A 17,618-nucleotide genomic window follows, 5' to 3' on the forward strand; every position below is an offset into this window, starting at 1 on the left:
ACGAGGGCCGCACGTGTACGCGATCGACGCCACGGACATCACCAAGGACTACGGGAAGGGAGAGGTGCTCCACCGCATCTCCTACCAAGTGCCCGCCGGACAGATCGCCGCGCTGCTCGGCCCCAACGGGGCGGGCAAGACGACGCTGATCGAGATCCTGGAGGGGCACCGGGGACGCACCTCGGGACGGGTGGAGGTGCTCGGGCTCGACCCCGGCAACCGCCGCGACTTCGCCGAGCTCCGCAAGCGCATGAGCGTGGTGCTGCAACAGACCATGCTGGAACCGGGGCTGTCGGTCCGCGACATCGTGCGCCGCCACGCCTCCTACTACCCGGACCCGCTCGACGTGGACGAGGCCCTCGCCCAGGTGGAGCTGACGGAGAAGCGCTCCGCCCTGGTCAAGTCGCTCTCCGACGGCCAGCGCCGCCGGCTCGACCTCGCCCTCGCGCTGACCGGCCGCCCGGAGCTGCTCTTCCTCGACGAACCCACCACGGGATTGGACCCCGTCTCACGCCGCCGCATCCGCAGCCTGGTGGCGGGACTGCGCGAGAGCGGCACGACCGTGGTCCTGACCTCCCACGACCTCACCGAGGTCCAGGAACTCGCCGACCGGGTGGACGTCATCCGCGACGGCTCGTTCATCGCCTCCGGCAGCCCCGACGACCTCGTCCGGGGCTCGGCGGCGTACACGGTGGTGGAGTTCGCGCTCCCCGAGGGGACGGACGGTCGCCTCCCCGAGGGCGCCGCACTGGTCAACGGGAGGGCGCGCATCCTCACTGACGACCAGGACGCGGTGGTGGAGCGGGTGCAGGCCTGGGCGCGGGACGAGGGGACGCGGATCAGCGGCCTCACCATCGTGCCGCCCAGCCTGGACGACGCGTACGTGGCGATGTTGGAGAACGGCGTGCTGGAAGCGGAGAAGAGCGAATGAGCGTCACGGGAACCGAACGCGCGCGGAGCACCCGCCGCCCGTCCTCCTTCTGGCTGCACGTGGACGGGGAACTCAAGGAGTTCTGGCGCTCCCCCATCACCCTGGCGTTCATCGTGCTGATGCCGGTGATGTTCTACGTGGGGTTCGGGCTGGCCTTCCGCTCCCAGGCGGACGAGATCCGGCTCGTGGGCGAACACGGGATCACCCAGGCCAACCTGAGCTTCGGCGGCATCCTCGGCTTCGCGCTGATGTCCGTGGCCTTCGCCAACGTCGCCATCGGGCTGGCGATCCGCCGCCACCACGGGCTGTTCAAGCGCTTCCGCACCACACCGGTCAGCCCGGCCACCGTGATGGGCGCCTACCTGGTGAACACGCTGCTCACCGCCGTGATCGTGCTGGGAGTGGTGACCGCGATCGGTCTGCTCGGCATGGGTGTGACCATCGACCCGGCCCGCCTGCCCCAGCTGTTGACGGCTCTGCTGCTCGGCTTCGTGTGCATGGCCCCGCTCGGCGCCGCCGCCTCCCTGCTGCCGCCCAACGCCGACGCCGCCGTGCCCATGGTCAACGGCATCTTCTTCCCCGCGGCCTTCCTCGCGGGCGGGTTCATCATCCTGCCGTTGGGTGACACGGTGGGCGCCGTCGTGGACCTGCTGCCGGGCCGACCGCTGACCCTCCTCATCCAGGGCGCGTTGTCCGAGTCCGGGCCCGTGTGGGACTGGTCCTCGGTGGCGCTGCTCATGGCGTGGTCGTTGCTGGGCACCGTGGCGGCGCTGCGCTGGTTCCGGTGGGCCTCCGAGCGGGAACCGCGCGGTTTCGGTTCGTCCCGGAGCAAGGGCAAGGGCAAGGACGAGGCCAAGGCGCCCGAGGGGACCGGGGCTTGAACACTCCCGCCGAACCCTCACGGTCCTTCGAGGTCGTGGAGGGTCCCTACCTGGTCTCCCGGGTCAACCCCCATCCCCACCGACATCTGCGCGGGGACGCCCCGACCGCGTCTGGGCTGCGCAGCCTCGCCCGGCTGGAACGCGAACGCGAGGAGCTGCGCGAACGGCTGCTGGACGCCCTCCACCGGGCCGCGCCCGAGCTGGGCGCCCACCGGAGCGCTGCGCTGGCCGCCAAACGCGCCGTGTTCAACCGCCGCCCGCCCCGGGAGGACCTCCTCGACCACCCGGTCACCCGCGAGATCCCCCTCCTCGCCGTGTGGGCGGACAACTGGCGGGAGGCGCTTGCCACGGCCGCCTCAGTGGACGCCGAACACGAGCCCGCGCTCCTGGCCGAGCGCGCGGCGCTGACCGCGTGGGCCCGCGATCCCGGCGTGGACCGTGCGACCGCGCTGTCCAGCCCGGATCTGCACCGGGCGGTGGCCGCCCGCGCCGCCACCGATCAGGCCCCCGACAAGCGGATGCGCAAGGCCGAGGCCGCCCTGGTCCGGTACTTCTCCCGCTCCACGGTGAAGGTCAGCCCGTACTCGCTGTACACCGCCGTGCACTTCACGCCCTTGGAGGCCGAGGCCCCCGAGGACGCCGACCAGCCGTTGCGCCTCACCTCGCACGCCGCGCTCCGGCGGCTGCTGCCCCGGCAGGCGGCGCGGACACTGGCCGCCGACCCCGAGGCGCGTCTCGACCTTGAGTGGGTGCTCACCGGCGGGGCCCGACGCGAGACCTCCGACCAGGGAGAACGTCTGGTCGTACGCCGCCGCCGCTGGGCGCCGCCCTCCCCCGGGCTGCGCGCGGAGGCCTTCGGTGAGGAGGAGGTCCGGCTGCCCATGACCGGGAGCTGGGACCGCCTCGTCACGGTCCTGGAGAAGCGCGCGGCCACCCCGGTGCGGTTGGCGGCACTGCGTGACGCGGTCGCCGCCGAACTCGGCTGCGGAGCCGAGCGGGCGCTCGGCGTCCTGGACAAGCTCATCGACGTGGGCGTCCTCGTGCCGTGGTCACCCGTGCCCGAACAGTCCCCCGACTTCACTCGGCACTGGCACCGGCTGGCCGGCACCCTGCCCGGCGAGGCGGCGGCCCGGGTGGCGTCCGCCTTCGAGGAGACCGAGGCGGTGCTGGCCGGGCTCGCCGAATCCGACGGCGCCGGTCGGGCGGTCGACGTGCTGCGACTGCAACACCTGTGGTCGGCGGCGGTGGGTGTGGAGGGCTCCGCCACCTCACCGGTCGTGGAGGACTGCCTGGTCTCGCGCGGCGTCCCCGTGGAACGCGACCGCACCCGCGCGTGGTCGGCCGACCTGGGTCGGCTCATGCCGATGTTGTTCGCGCTGGACGACCAGCGCGTGCTCTCCGGTGCGCTGGAGCAGGTGTTCGTGTCCCGGTACGGCCGGGGCGGGCGCTGCACGGACCTGGAGGGTTTCGCCCAGCACGCCCGGGCGGCCTTCCCGCTGACCCAGGAGCTCATGGGCGGTGAGCCCGCCGCCCTGGCCGGGGCCGACCCGGAGCTGACCCGGGTGCTGGCAGCGCGGCGGCGCGCGGTGAACCACCTCGTGGAACTCGGCCGTTCCGGCGGGGAGCGGGTGGACGTCGACCCCGCCGTGGTGGACGAGGTCGCGGCGATGCTGCCGGACCGGGAGTTCGCCGCCCGTCGTTCCTTCGCGGTGTTCGGCCAGGTCGTTCCGGACGGTCTGGTGGTCAACCACCTCTACGGCGGCCGGGCCCGCTACTTCAGCCGGTTCCTCGGCCAGCTGCCGGAGGAGTTCCGGGAAAGGGTCGCCGAGCACGTGCGACGGCTGGGCCCTGAGGAGGCCGACACCGTGCACATGCGGTCGGCGCTGGGATTCAACGCGAACCTCTCGCCCGCCCTCGCCGACGAGGAACTGGCGCTGCGCGACGAACCCACCCTGGTACCCGGACCCTCCACCCTGGACCTCACCCTGGTACACACCCCGCACGGGCTGCGCCTGGTCCGGGGCGACGGCCGCGAGATCGACCCCGTCTACACCGGGTTCCTCGTGCCGCACGCGCTGCCCTACGACGAGATGCTCGTGGCGATGGTCGCGGACTCGCCGTTCTTCTCCTTCGGCGACCTCACCATCGACCTCCACGAACGGTGGACCGAGCACGGGTTCCATGGCGGGACGCCCAGGATCGGCTTCGGTGAACTCACCCTGTTCCGCCGCAGGTGGGGCATGGACACCGCCGACCTCTCACCCCGCTCCGAGGAGTCCCCCGCACAGCTGCACCGACGGCTCAACGTGGAACGCGAACTCCGGGGCATCCCCGAGCAGGTGTTCGTCCGCCCGCTCCAGGGGTCCCGCCTCGGGCCGCTGGAACGCGCCATGGCGCCCAAACCGCAGCACGTGGACTTCCTGAGCAGGCTGCACACCGGCACCGCCGCCAAACGCCTGGCCCACCTGGGACCGGCGCTCCTGGTGGAGGAGATGCTCCCCGGGCCGGACCACCACCGGGTGCGCAGCCCCGTCGGTGAGCACGCCAGCGAACTGTTCCTCGAACTCTCCACGGTGCCGCGCGCGGCGCGCACCGACGCCACTCCCCCTTCCCATCCCCCAGGCGAAGCGAGGCTGACCCCTTGACCGTCGGACTCAGAGTCAACTACCACGACAGCGACAAGAGCACCCTGCTCGGAGACTGCCTCGTACCGGCGGCGCGCGCGGCCGCCGCGCGTACCGGCGTCACCGCGGCCTGGCTGCACCTGCACTGGCGGCTCGGACCGCACTGCGTCCTCTACGCGGACGGTGACCCGGCCGCAGTGGAGGCCGCGGTGTCCGAGGCCGAGGAGGGCGTCCGCGCCTTCCTGGGCCATCACCCCTCAGACCGGCGGTTGGACCCCGGGCAGTACGAGGCCTTCTCCCAGCGCATGGGGCGGCTGGAGCTGGTGGAGGGCCCCTACGCACCGATCGAGCCGGACAACAGCACGCGACGGCTGGCGGGCGACCCGGTCGACACGTTCCTGCGCGGCCCGGAGGCGGTCGCCCTCAAGGGGCGGGTCCTCACCGACGGCCTCTCCCGGGTGGCCGACCACGCGGGAGGGCGCGGCGGCGAACGGGCGGTGTCCGCGAACGTCTTCGCGGGGATGGGCGCGATCGCCACGCGCTATCCCGAGTGGGGGCTGCGCTCCGGGTACCAGGCCTTCCTCTCGCACTGGAAGGAGTACTTCCACTGGTCGGACCCCCAGGGGACCGCGCAGGAACGGCTGGCCACCGCCTACCGCACCCAGCGCGAGGGACTCGTGGCCTCCCTGCGCGCGGTGCACGAGCGCGACGGCGCGGACCCGTACGCGCTGGCCTGGGGAGAGTGGGCCGACCGCTGGCTGCCCGAGGCGGTCGCCCTGGCTCGCGAGGAACACATCCTGCCGTTCCCGCATCCGGACCGGCAGGAGCAGGCGGCGAAGTTCGGCGAGGACGTCGGGGTGCGCTGGAGCGGCTCCGACGACCGCTCCTACAGCGACTTCCACCAGGAGTTCCGCAAGCTCGACTTCACCCGGCTCGGCGACGGGTACGGGTTCGCGGCCTTCCGGTTCCTCATCAACTGCTTCTTCGACCTCCTGCCGCTGATGGGTGTCGCCCCCGTCCAGCGGTACTCGGTCGCGTACCTGTTCACCGAGGCCGCGCAGGAGGTGGTGGGCGAGGGGTGGGAGGAGACCGTCCGCCGGGTCGTCGACCACCAGAGCGAGGACCCCCAGCTGAGGCCGACCCTTCCGTGGGTGGGCGATGCCTGACTCCACCGCGAACACCCCCGCGACACGACTCAAGAGCGCCGTCCGTGCCCGGTCACTCGCGTCGGAGGGGGTGGCGCTCAGCATGGGGTCCACCGCCGTCGTCGTCCGGGGCGCCCGGGCCGACACCGTGTGGCGGGCCCTGGAACCCACCCTTCGCGCCGGGTTCCACCGGGCGGAGCTGCTGGGACGCTTCCCCGAGGCGGGGCGGCCGTTCCTGGCGGGCATCCTCGACCAGCTGGAGGAACACCGCTTCCTCCGCGACCTCGAACCCGAACCAGCCTCCCTCACGGACGCCGAGCGGGCCGCCTACCCGCACCTGGAGTCGGCGACCCACCGGCCCCACGCCGCGCTGGCCGCGCTGCGCACGAGCGTGGTCCGGGTGCGCTCCTCGTGCCCGCTGCTGGAGGCGCGGGTGCGGCGGGCGCTCGCCCGCGCGGGGTTCGGTGAGGTGCACGCGGACACCGGGCCCCCGCCCGAGGCCCCCGTCCTGTTGAGCACCCGGCTCTCCCTCGACGGGGACGCGGCCGGGCACGGGGCCGAACACGTCGTCGCCGCTGGCGACGGACTCTGGCTGACCGGGCCGCGCGACCGTCCGGGCACCCCGGACCTGTCGGGGCGGTTGCGCGCCTGGTTCGCCAAGAGGGAGACCGAGCCGGACCGCCTGGCGCCGGACGACTCCGCGCTGGAGGTGACCCGGAGCCTGGTCGCCGCCCAGCTGGCCCTGGCGCTGGTGGCGCAGGTGGCGCGGGCCGTGTCGGATTCCGGCGCGCTGACCGCTTCGGGGCCGGGCCCCGAGTTCATGGTGACCACGGACGAGCTGGTCAGTGAACCCCACGTCCTGCTCGTCGCGGCGCCGCTGGACCCGCGCTCCGTCGAGGTGCTGCCCGAGGCGGCCGCCGAGGAGACCGGTCCACCGGAGCCGCTGGAGGTCCCCGACCGCCTGGACACCGTCACCCACCTGTGGGACCGCGTCTTCGGGCCGGTGGCCGAACCGGCACCCGGGAACCTGTCCCAGCTGCCCGTGGGCCTGGCCAGGTCGGGACGGCACGCGGGTTACGGCCTCACCACCGCACAGGCCCGAGAGAACGCCCTGCTCAACGCCCTGCACGGGGTCGTTTGGCGTGCTCGGGGCACTGACGGCCCGGAGGTCGGTGAGATCCCGGCCGGTGGTTGGACCACCGGTCAGAGGGTCGGACAGGGCGTGGGCGAGGCCGATGGGCGGACTGTCGGACAGACCGCTGGAGGCGCCGTTCAAAGGGCCGTTGGAGGCGCTGAGGAAGGTCAGGAAGCGGGCGGAGCGGGGGACGGGGCCGACGGGGAGGCACGCACGGCGGGGCCCGGGACGGGGCACGGGCTGGGCCTGACCTCGACCGCCGCGATCGGCGCCGCCGTGGGCGACCTCGTCCTCCAGGAACCCGACGAACGTTGGAAGGACGTGGACCAGCCGTCCCCGTCCCCCGCCGCGCGACGTCTGTGGACCGCGCTCACCCTGCGGTTCGGAGTGCCGGTCGAGCTCGCCCTCCAGGAGCTCGACGGCACCGGTGTGTGGCGCTCCCGGGTGTTCTCGGAAGGAGATCCGCTGGGAACGAGCGCGGCACCCGACCCCGTGACCTGTGTCGAGGAGGCCCTGCTCCAAGCGGTCGCGCGCGTGCGGCTGGCCGAGGAGGCCCCCGACGCCCTCCTGCCACCCCTCGCCACCGGCACGCGAACCCTCGCCCGGTGGGCCCGGGAGACGGGACAGGTGCGGGTGGACGCACCCGAGGGCGCCGACACCTGGCGCGACCTCGGGGTGCACTCGGCGGTGGCCGCGTGGACCTGACCCCCGACAGCCACCGGCCTCTCCCCTCAGGCGCCACCCTCGACAGTCCGCACACGGTGCGCGTCGCGGGCGGGGTCCTGCACTCCGCGATGAGCGGCGCCCTGGCGATCCTCGGCCCGTGGACCCCCGACGGGGCCGCGGGCTGCGCCCGGTGCGCCGGGCTCTGGCGCGCCGACGTGGAGGGCGAACTGACCCCCGTCCCACCGGCGCCGGAGCACCTCCTCACTCTGTGGCGCGACGTGTTCTCCGCCCTGGCCGCCGCCACCGACCCCGCCGACCTGCGCCTTCGCCTGATCGCGCTGGACTGTCGCACCGGGGAGGTGACCCGGCACGGTTTCGTCCCCCACCCCTCCTGCGGGCACTGCTTCCCCGACGGCCAGGGGCTTGCGGTCGCGGTACCGGGTGACACCCCCGAACTCACCGCCCCGCTGCCCGTCGTCGGCGACGCCCTGCGCACCCGTGCCATGGACAGCGACGACCTCCGCGACCGGTTGCTGGACTTCCGGTTCGGACCCGTCGCGCACGTCTACCGCGACGAGGAGTCGCCACTGGCGCTCATGACCTGCGAGACCGTCGCCCCCGGACACGCGTCCCGGGAGGGCGGCTACGGGCGCTCCACCCGCTTCACCGCGAGTGAGATCCCCGCCTTCCTCGAAGGGGTGGAGCGGGTGACCGGCGGACGACGGCTGACCGGCGCCGCCACCGTCCACGGCTCCTACGCGGAGGTCGCCGACGACGCGGTCGACCCCGCACGCCTCGGCCTGCACGAACCCGAGTGGTACGGGCACCCCTCGTTCGACCCCGTGCCCTACACCCCGCACACCCCCACGACCTGGGTGTGGGGATGGTCCACCCGGGAGCGCCGCCGCGTCCTGGTCCCCGAACACGTCGCGTACTGGCACGCGGGCCGCGCCGAGGAACGTTTCCTGTACGAGTCGTCCAACGGCTGCGCCGTGGGCGGAACCCTCGCGGAGGCGGTCCTGTACGGACTGTTCGAGGTGGTGGAGCGGGACGCGTTCCTGCTCGCCTGGTACTCACGCACCCGGCTACGACTCATCGAGGGGGCCGACGACCCGGACCTGGCCCACCTCACGGACCTGCTCACCGAGCGCGGCCTCACCCTGCGCCTGTTCGACCTCACCTCCGACCTGGGGATACCCACCGTCCTGGCGACGGTCACCGCCCCCGAGGAGGTGGTCCGCGCGGGGCGGGCACCCGCGCTCAGCCTGGCCACCGGCACCCACCTCGACCCGCGCCGCGCCCTCATGGCGGCGGTGGAGGAGACCGCGACCAACGCGCTGATGTACCCCAAGTGGGTGCGGATGCGCCCGTCCGTCTCGGTGGATCGGTGTCGGCCCATGCTCGACGACCCCACCCTGGTACGCACCCTGGAGGACCACACGGGCCTGCACGGGCTGTGGGAGGCCCGTCCGATGTGGGAGTTCCTGGAACACCCCAGCGGAGAAGTGGCCCTGGACCGGCTCACCGAAGGTCGGCCCCCCTCCTTCGCCGGAACCGACCTCGCCTCGGTGCTGCGCGCCCGACTCGCCGCCGTGCACGAGCTCGGCCTGGACGTGGTGGTCGTCGACCAGAGCAGCGCCCCGTACACGGCGGCCACCGGCACCCGCGCGGTCAAGGTGATCGTGCCCGGGGCCCTGCCGATGACCTTCGGCCACACACACCGCCGAACCCGCTCCCTGGAGCGGCTGACCCGAGCGTCCGCGCTGTTCGAGGGAGGGGTTCCATGGGAAGCGCCCGGCAGGACGTACCCGGATCCGCACCCGTTCCCGTGAGGAGCGGATTCGAGGAGGCGCTCGCGCACTTCCACGCGCAGTCCCACGACAAGGACGTGACCCAGGTCGAGACGCTGTTCTTCGGCGACGAACCGTCGAACGGGCTGGCCCTGCCGGTCCCGGGACAGCTGCGGCCGCCGTTGCCCGCGCTGGCTCCGCTGCGCGACCTGGACGCCGCCGCGACCGCGCTCGGCGGTGGCTGGCCACCCGCTCAGCGCCTGCTCGCAGCGTGTGTGGAGGCCGTGCGGGTACGCCGGATCTCGGCGGCCGACCGGTACCCGGTCCACCGCGCCTACCCCTCGCCGCGCGGCCTGTTCGGGGCGGACCTCTTCCTGCTCCCGCCCGAGGGGGCCGCGTGGTGCCTGCGGGTGGACCCGCAGTCGCACGCCCTCCAGCCGGTCGGGGGGCCGGGAGCCCCCGCGGACCTGGACGGGGCCCGCCTGGTGGTGGCGGTGGACCAGAACCGGTACCCGCCCGAGTACGGAAGGCTGCGGCCCTCCCTCGCGCGGTTGGAGGCCGGGCACCTCCTGGCCACACTCGGCCTGACCCTCACCCGCGCGGGGCTGCGACCGCACACCCACCCCGACCCGGCGCACCCGGCCTGCGCGGAGGCGGCCCAGCTGCTCCCGGAGGGCATGACCGCGGTCGCCGCCCTCACCCTCGACACCGCGCCCCCGCGCACCACCGCCCCACTCCCCAGCGCTCCGAGCGGGGTGGTCCTCTCCCCCGAGGCCACCGCCCGAGTGGCGGCGACCGTCGCCCCGCCCGGTCGAACCCTGCGCCGCTGGCTCGACGAGCGGACCAGCGGGGTCTCCACAGCCAACCTGGTGACCAGCGCGTACGTGAGCCCGAGCCAGGGATCGACGATCAACTCCGGGCTGACGCGGGCACTCGCCGCCGCCCACGACGCCCTCCCCCACCCCCGCACCCTGCGCCTGTACCAGCACGCACTGGAGGGGGACCGGGTGGACGACCGGGTCGTGCGCGAGCTCCACCCAGACGGCACCGCGGGGCCCTCCCGACCCGCGCCCCGCACCGGCGAGACCAACTTCTCCGCCACCCTCGGCCACACCCTCACCGTGGACTTCCCCGCCTGGGCCCGTGCCCTCGGACCGGAACACGCCGAGACGGTCCTGCACACCCTCCTCGGGTGGATCACACAGTGGGGCTGCCTCGGGGCCGCCGCCACCGACCTGTGCGCCCGCCCCATGCGCAACTACTCGGAGGCCGACTGGGCCTTCGCCCTCGGCCTGGAACCCGAACAGACCCCCGTCTACCAGCTGTGGGTGCGAGCCGAACGCGGCACCTACATGGACACCCCCGTCGACGCCGCCCCGGAGACCCCATGACCCGCACCTGGTCCGCCGTGTACGTGTACCTGCACCGCAGCGGCGCCGACATCAACGCCTTCCTCCTGGAGCACCTGGCCCCCGAAGCGGACGGGATGGTCTCCACGGGGCGCGCCGCCTCCTGGTTCTTCCTCCGTTACTGGGACGGCGGGCCCCACCTGCGGGTCCGGTTCCTGGACGCCGAACCGGACGCCGTCGCCGCGTTCGCCGACCGCATGCGCGCGCTCGCCAAGGAGACCTCGGGGGCCGCGCTGGACCTGGACAGCGGCACCTACTACGCCAACCTCCCCCAGGCCGACCCCGCCCGCTGGCACGCGGACGGCGACGTGGTGGAGGCGGTGTACGAGCCCGAGACCGAGCGGTACGGCGGGCCGCGCGCCCTGGAGGTGTGCGAGGACTTCTTCGCCGTGAGCACACGCATCGCCCTGGCCGTCCTGAGGTCGGCGCCCCACCAGCACCAGCGGCAGGTGGTGGCGGTCGACCTCACCTCCCTCGCCTTCGGAGCGCTCGGGTTCGACGACGTGACGGCGGTGCGGCAGGCGCGCGGGTACTACGCCACCTGGGACTACTCGGCCGAGGTGGCGCGCGGCGGGACCCAGGCACGGGCCGACGCCGAGCGGCTGTTCCACTCCTCGCCCGCCCGGTGGTTGCAGCGGCGTCCCCAGGTGGAGCGGCTGGTGTCCGGTGACGGTTCCTCCACCCACCACCTGTGGAACCGGGGCCTGCGGGAGACCGTCGCGCGCCTGAGGCGGATCGACACCGAGGAGGGGCTGGCCAACGGGCTGGACCGGATCGTCTGGTCCCTGCTGCACATGACGCACAACCGGCTCGGGCTGGACATCGACGACGAACGCCGGATCGCCTGGCTCCTCTCGCTGGCCTACCCCCGCTGGGAGCCGCCGGGCGACTACTTCGACCCCGGCGTCGGGTCCCCGGACCGCAACTACCTGGAGGCCAGCAAGTACCTCCCGGACACCATGGCCGGCGACCACCTGCCCCGCGAGGTCCCTCCGGAAGAAGTGCGCGAGGGTGCGTCGGAGGCACCCGAGGTGGCGCTCCCCGAACCCGCCCCGCTCACCGCGCCCCTCGGCCGGGTTCTGGCCGAGCGCAACAGCGACCACGGTGACTTCGGTTCCCACCTGGAGCTGGCCGACCTCTCCGCGCTGCTCGGCCACGGTGCCGGGATCAGCCGTGACCGCGCCGACCAGCCCGGGCGCCACCTGCCGCCGCGCACCCACCCCTCGCCGGGCGCGGCCTACGCCACGGAGGTCTGGGTGGTGGCACGGCAGGTGACGGGCCTGGAGCCGGGGGTCTACCGCTACCGGCCCGAGGGCCACCGCCTGCTTCGGGCGGACGGGCCTCCAGAGATCGACCGTCTGACCGAGCTCTCACCGTTCCTCCGGGAACACGCCGACGGCCGCCCCGGGGTGGAGGCCTCCACGACGGGGGCACTGGTCCTCCTCGTCGGCGATCACGGCAGGCTCCGGCGGGGATACGGCCAGAGGGCCCTGCGGCTGCTGCTCCAGGAGTGCGGTCACGTGGCCCAGAACATGTCCCTGTGCGCGACCGCCCTGGGCCTGCGCTCCCTGGTCGTCTCGGGGTTCGCCGACGACGCGGCCAACGCGCTGCTGCACCTGGACGGCGTGGACCGCACGGTGCTGACCCTGTTGCCCCTGGGCACCTAGGCGACCCCGGAACTGGACGGACGACACCTTTACCTACCCCTGGGGACACAAGTGTCCACCGCCACTGGCATCTTGTTCTACTGAGTAGTAACATTGACTTGTTACTAGTCGGTAGATCCGCGTGTACAGACACCGCGGCCAGGGAGACACAGCGGAGCTGTCCATGACGCATTACAAGAGCAACCTGCGCGACATCGAGTTCAACCTCTTCGAGCTGTTCCGACGTCAGGACGTACTGGGCGACGGCCCGTTCGAGGAGCTGGACGAGGAGACCGCGCGCACCATCCTGGACGAGATCAACCGCCTCGCCACCGGTGTCATCGCGGAGTCCTTCGAGGACGCCGACCGCAACCCGCCGGTCTTCGACCCCAAGACCAACACGGTCGCCCTCCCCGAGAGCCTGAAGAAGTCCTACCAGGCCTACATGGACGCCGGCTGGTACAACCTTGACCTGCCCCAGGAGCTCGGCGGCCTCGGTGCCCCCCGCTCCCTGGTGTGGTCCGCCGCCGAGCTGATCCTGGGCTCGAACCCCTCCGTCCACATGTACTCCGCCGGTCCCGGCTTCGCGAGCATCCTGCACTCCGAGGGCAACGAGGCGCAGAAGAAGTTCGCCGAGCAGGCCATCGAGCGCGGCTGGGGCGCCACCATGGTGCTGACCGAGCCGGACGCCGGTTCGGACGTCGGCGCCGGCCGCACCAAGGCCACCGACCAGGGTGACGGCACCTGGCACATCGAGGGTGTGAAGCGCTTCATCACCTCGGCCGAGCAGGACATGACCGAGAACATCTTCCACCTGGTGCTGGCCCGCCCCGAGGGCGCCGGCCCCGGCACCAAGGGCCTCTCGCTCTACCTGGTGCCGAAGTACCTGGTGAACGAGGACGGTTCCCTCGGCGAGCGCAACGGCGCCTACGTCACCAACGTCGAGCACAAGATGGGCCTCAAGGCCTCCACCACCTGTGAGCTGACCTTCGGCGACAAGCACCCCGCCATCGGTTACCTCGTCGGTGACAAGCACGACGGCATCCGCCAGATGTTCCTCGTCATCGAGTACGCGCGCATGATGGTCGGAACCAAGGCGATCGCCACCCTGTCCACGGGTTACCTGAACGCCCTGGAGTACGCCAAGGACCGCGTGCAGGGCAACGACCTCGCCGGGCCCAAGAACTCCCCGAAGGTCACCATCACGCACCACCCGGACGTGCGTCGCAGCCTCATGACGCAGAAGGCGTACGTGGAGGCCATGCGTTCGCTGGTCATCTTCACCGCCACCCAGCAGGACGCCATCCAGATCGCCCACTCCAAGGGCGAGGACGTCACCGAGCTGGAGGCCATGAACGACCTCCTGCTGCCCATCGTCAAGGGCGTGGGCTCGGAGCGCTCCTACGCGCTGCTCGCCGAGTCCCTCCAGACCCTCGGCGGCTCCGGGTTCCTCCAGGAGTACCCGATCGAGCAGTACATCCGTGACGCGAAGATCGACACCCTCTACGAGGGCACCACGGCCATCCAGGCCCAGGACTTCTTCTTCCGCAAGATCGTGAAGAACGGCGGCCAGGCCATCGGCAAGCTGTCCGCCGAGATCAGGGCCTTCGCCGAGAGCGAGGCCGGCAACGGCCAGCTCAAGGAGGAGCGCACCCTCCTGCTGACCGCCCTGGGCCAGGTCGAGAAGCTGGTCGAGCTCATGGTCGGCCACGCGATGAGCTCCGCCGAGGACTCCCGCGAGCTCTACAAGGTCGGTCTGAACTCCGTCCGCCTGCTCTTCGCCTTCGGCGACGTCGTCTTCGCCTGGCTGCTGCTCCGTCAGGCCGAGATCGCGCTCAATAGCCTCGACGGCGCCAGCGACGACGACAGGAACTTCTACACCGGCAAGATCGCCGCCGCGCGCTTCTTCGCCGAGCAGTTCCTGCCGCGCGTGGAGTCCGAGCTGAAGATCGCCAACGGCGTGAACCTGGGCGTCATGGAGGTTCCCGAGGAGGCCTTCTAGCCTTCTGGAGGGCCCAAGCGCCTGAGGGGCGGGACGAGCGATCGTCCCGCCCCTCCGCTGTTCCCAGGGTCCCGTGCGAATCGTTTCTCGTGTCGCGGCTGGTTACCGTCGTGAACGAAGGCGGCAGCGAGGCAAAGAGAGCCCCCAGGCCTTGTGCCGTTCGGGCCCGTGCCGCGGCTGCCGGTTCAGTCGCCGGAGGGGTCCGGCAGGAGTTGAGCCGTAAGTGAGCGTGCTGTGGCGGTCAGTGTGGCCGCGTCCAGCCCGGTCCGGCCCATGAACAAGATCCCTTGTTGCGCGGCCAGGAGGGCCCGCGCCAGTGCGATCGGATCCGCTCCGGCCGGTAGGTCGCCCTCGCGTTGGGCGCGGGCGACGCAGTCACCGATCAGCGCGGTGGACGTCTCGTAGGTGCGGTGGGCGTGGTCGAGGACTTCCGGATCGGCGTTACCGAGTTCGCAGGTGCTGTTGGCCATCAGGCAGCCCCGCCGCGTGCCGGCGCCGGTCGGGTCGTCGATCGGCGCCTCGAGGAGCATGCGCAGTGCGTCCAGGGCCCGTGGAGCCTCGGCGAGGGCTTCCCGAAGATGGCCATGGCTGTCGTCGGTGTAGCTGCGCAGCACCCGGAGGAAGAGCTGACGCTTGTCGCCGAACGCCGCATACAGGCTGCCTTTGCCCAGCCCGCTGACCCGCATCAGGTCTTCCAGCGAGGTCGCGGCGTAACCGGCCTCCCAGAACTGATCACGGACGGCGTTCAGTACCTGCTTCTCGTCGAACGATCGCGGACGTGCCATGCGAACAGGATACGAGTTCTTGACCGTTCGGTCCACCATGCTTATGGTGGACCGAACGGTCAAGAACTCCGTGGCACGTCGTACCCAGGGAAGTGGGAAGCACATGGGAAAGCTGGACAACAAGGTGGCGATCGTGACTGGCGGGTCGCGAGGAATCGGGGCGGCCTCGGCGCTGGCGCTAGCTGACGAGGGAGCCGACGTCGCGATCAGCTACTCGTCCTCGGCGGATCAGGCCAAGGCCGTGGTCGCCGACCTGGAGGCGAAGGGAGTGCGTGCGGCGGCCTTCCAGGCAGACCAGGCGGACGCGGCGCAGGCGGCGGGCCTGATCCACAGCGTGGTCCAGCATTTCGGAAAGCTGGACATTCTGGTCAACAACGCGGGCGTCACCGTCGGTGCCCCGATCGACAGCGAGCTCGCCGACGAGGCCGCCTTCGACCGCCAGCTCGCCATCAACTACACCAGTGTGGTGGCCGCGGTCCGAGCGGCGTTCCCGCTGCTGCCCGACGGCGGGCGGATCGTCAGCATCAGCTCGGGCGTAGGAACACGGGTGGGCTTCCCCGGAATGAGCGACTACGCGGGTACCAAGTCGGCCCTCGAGGGCTACAGCCGGGGCGCCGCCCGCGATCTGGCCCACCGGGGCATCACGGTCAACGTCATCCAGTCCGGGTTCATCGACACCGAGATGAACCCCGCAGACAGCCCGGCCGCCCCCATGTTCCTTCCGACAACGGCGATGGGGCGGTACGGCAGGCCGGAGGAGATCGCCGCGGGCGTCGTCTTCCTCGCCAGCCCGCAAGCCTCATACGTCACCGGCGCAGTGCTGAGGATCGACGGCGGATACGGCGCATAGCGCGACCGAGCAGCAAACGGCGAGCGGCCACGGATCGCGGCCGACGGTAGCGCAGAAGTACGGCCCCTTTCCATGGCAGATTCCCGGGCCACTTCTGCCACCCAGCCGTCCGTGGCCGTCGTCGGCCTGCATCTGGAACCGAGCGGATCCGGATTGCGCACGGGCTCATGGACGCATTGCGGGACGCCGCGCAGAGCTAACTCATCGCCGCAGTCCAGACCCCTTGATCGCCAGAGCATGACCAGGTCAGCAAAGGCTTACTGTCTGGGGCGTTTTACATAACACACCCAGGCACCGTTTTCGGGGTTATCCACAACCCCTTTACAAGGGAAAGAAACCTGGCATTCCAGGTCACATTCCACCTTGCCTTTCTATTCTCTTTCCTTGTATTCGCGCATACAATGGAAGCATGACCTTCTCTTTCGCGCACCACACGGTTATGGCGGGACGCTCTCCCGCTGTGACCGCGATGCGCCACGCGAGGGAACAGGTCACCCACGCTCTGGCTGAGGTTCCTCCGGCTGGTGCGGTAGCGGGGGTGCTGGACGAGATCTGCCACCTGTGGCAGGACATGGACCAGGCCACACTCGCCATCCTGTTGCGCCTGGCCCAGATCCAGGCCACCGGTAACCTCCTCGAAGTCGGCGGACAACGCACCCTGGCCGGATGGATCACCCAAGCCCTGGGCACCAGTGCGGCCCAGGCCCGCTCCCTGGCCTGCCTGGCCCAAGCCCTCTTCAACGAAGAACTCCCCCACACCCGCACAGCCCTGGACGCCGGGGTGCTTTCCCTGGGCGAAGCCGCTGCGACCGCGAAAGCGGTAGAAGCAGCCACCACAACCCGCGACAAGAACCAATTTCCGGACGCGGATGAGTTTCGAGTGTTGATGGATTCCGGACTCATGGCCGCCAAAGCCGACCAGCCGACCCTGTCCGCCGCCCAACTCACCCAACTGGGCAAGCGCGTCTCCACCCAACTCCACCCCACCCTGGTCCAGGACGAGTACAAGAAAGCCTTCGACGCCCGCCGCCTGGACGTGGTGCGCAGCTTCGAAGGCTCCTTCTACCTCCAGGCCTGGGGCCCGGAAGTGGACGCCGAACTGTTGGAGAAAGCCGTGGGGGCCTTCACCAAACCCCCCAACCCCACCGGGCCGGAGCAGTCCAAGGCGGAGCGTTCCTACGACGCGTTCATGCACCTGGTCAAGGCCGCGCTGGGCCACCAGGGGTGCACCAAACCCCCCGGCCCACTCGCGATGATCAACGTGACCGTCCCCCTGGACGTCTACACGGGCCACCACACCACCACCCCCACCCCGGTTTCGGGTGGTGGCGAGGGTGCTGCTGCGACGCAGGACGGGATGGTGCTGGCCATGGAAGCCGTGCACGCCATGGCCCCTAACAGTGTGTTGCGGCGGGTGATCACCGACCCCGCCACCGGCAAACCCCTGGACGTGGGACGCGGGATGCGTAACGCCCCCGAACAGATCCGCACCGTGGCCCACCACGGCCGTACCACCTGCGCCTGGCCCCAAGGGTGCGACGTCCCCATCAGCGCCACCGAAGCGGACCACATCACCAGCTACTCCCAGGGCGGGCACACCAGCGCCGGAAACATCCAGCCGCTGTGCTCCACCCACAACCGCCTCAAATGGAGGCGGGAGAACAACCCCCACCGGGCCGCCTGGAAAGGCCGCCCCACACACAAGCCCCCAAACCCACCACCAAAACCAGAACCACCACCCCCGCCGGAACCAC

General features: G+C 71.5%; 12 protein-coding genes. 11 read left to right on the top strand and 1 reads right to left on the bottom strand.

Annotation, left to right across the window (positions count from 1 at the left end):
* Positions 1-13: 13 nt before the first annotated feature.
* The 9 genes from KBX21_RS24385 to KBX21_RS24425 all read left to right on the top strand — a co-directional run bounded on the left by KBX21_RS24385 (position 14) and on the right by KBX21_RS24425 (position 14,229).
* The gene (locus KBX21_RS24385) at positions 14-931 is read left to right on the top strand and encodes an ABC transporter ATP-binding protein (protein WP_049566828.1); all 918 of its coding nucleotides are present in this window, start codon (positions 14-16) and stop codon (positions 929-931) included.
* Positions 928-1,812, top strand: coding sequence for an ABC transporter permease (locus KBX21_RS24390; RefSeq protein WP_049566831.1), 885 nt, complete (start codon positions 928-930; stop codon positions 1,810-1,812). The genes KBX21_RS24385 and KBX21_RS24390 overlap by 4 nt, the downstream gene beginning before the upstream one ends.
* Entirely contained in the window at positions 1,809-4,457 is a 2,649-nt protein-coding gene (locus KBX21_RS24395) for a lantibiotic dehydratase (protein ID WP_210843937.1), read from the top strand. The genes KBX21_RS24390 and KBX21_RS24395 overlap by 4 nt, the downstream gene beginning before the upstream one ends.
* Positions 4,454-5,602 (top strand): lantibiotic dehydratase C-terminal domain-containing protein, encoded by a 1,149-nt coding sequence (locus KBX21_RS24400; RefSeq protein ID WP_210843939.1) that lies wholly within the window; start codon positions 4,454-4,456, stop codon positions 5,600-5,602. Before KBX21_RS24395 ends, KBX21_RS24400 begins: the two co-directional genes overlap by 4 nt.
* Positions 5,595-7,421 (top strand): hypothetical protein, encoded by a 1,827-nt coding sequence (locus KBX21_RS24405; protein ID WP_210843941.1) that lies wholly within the window; start codon positions 5,595-5,597, stop codon positions 7,419-7,421. Before KBX21_RS24400 ends, KBX21_RS24405 begins: the two co-directional genes overlap by 8 nt.
* Complete coding sequence (locus KBX21_RS24410; RefSeq protein WP_210843942.1) at positions 7,412-9,214, top strand: YcaO-like family protein; 1,803 nt, start codon at positions 7,412-7,414, stop codon at positions 9,212-9,214. The genes KBX21_RS24405 and KBX21_RS24410 overlap by 10 nt, the downstream gene beginning before the upstream one ends.
* Positions 9,166-10,563, top strand: a complete 1,398-nt coding sequence (locus KBX21_RS24415; protein ID WP_210843943.1) for a hypothetical protein — start codon at positions 9,166-9,168, stop codon at positions 10,561-10,563. Before KBX21_RS24410 ends, KBX21_RS24415 begins: the two co-directional genes overlap by 49 nt.
* On the top strand, positions 10,560-12,248 hold the full coding sequence (locus KBX21_RS24420) for a thiopeptide-type bacteriocin biosynthesis protein (protein ID WP_210843944.1): 1,689 nt from the start codon (positions 10,560-10,562) through the stop codon (positions 12,246-12,248). Before KBX21_RS24415 ends, KBX21_RS24420 begins: the two co-directional genes overlap by 4 nt.
* A 163-nt stretch (positions 12,249-12,411) precedes the next feature.
* Positions 12,412-14,229 (top strand): acyl-CoA dehydrogenase, encoded by a 1,818-nt coding sequence (locus KBX21_RS24425; RefSeq protein WP_049579646.1) that lies wholly within the window; start codon positions 12,412-12,414, stop codon positions 14,227-14,229.
* A 185-nt stretch (positions 14,230-14,414) separates the two neighbouring features.
* Here KBX21_RS24425 and KBX21_RS24430 read toward each other — a convergent pair whose 3' ends face one another.
* A complete protein-coding gene (locus tag KBX21_RS24430; RefSeq protein ID WP_049579648.1) occupies positions 14,415-15,014 on the bottom strand; it encodes a TetR/AcrR family transcriptional regulator in 600 nt (199 codons plus the stop codon).
* A 103-nt stretch (positions 15,015-15,117) separates the two neighbouring features.
* Here KBX21_RS24430 and KBX21_RS24435 point away from each other — a divergent pair, with 103 nt between their 5' ends.
* The gene (locus KBX21_RS24435) at positions 15,118-15,864 is read left to right on the top strand and encodes an SDR family NAD(P)-dependent oxidoreductase (protein WP_049579651.1); all 747 of its coding nucleotides are present in this window, start codon (positions 15,118-15,120) and stop codon (positions 15,862-15,864) included.
* A 409-nt stretch (positions 15,865-16,273) separates the two neighbouring features.
* Positions 16,274-17,618, top strand: a 1,345-nt coding sequence (locus tag KBX21_RS27005) for an HNH endonuclease signature motif containing protein (protein WP_282104589.1), incomplete at its 3' end; no start/stop codon positions are given.

Origin of the sequence: Nocardiopsis sp. B62, from assembly GCF_018070675.1 — a bacterium.
GTDB classification, from domain to species: Bacteria; Actinomycetota; Actinomycetes; order Streptosporangiales; family Streptosporangiaceae; genus Nocardiopsis; species Nocardiopsis prasina.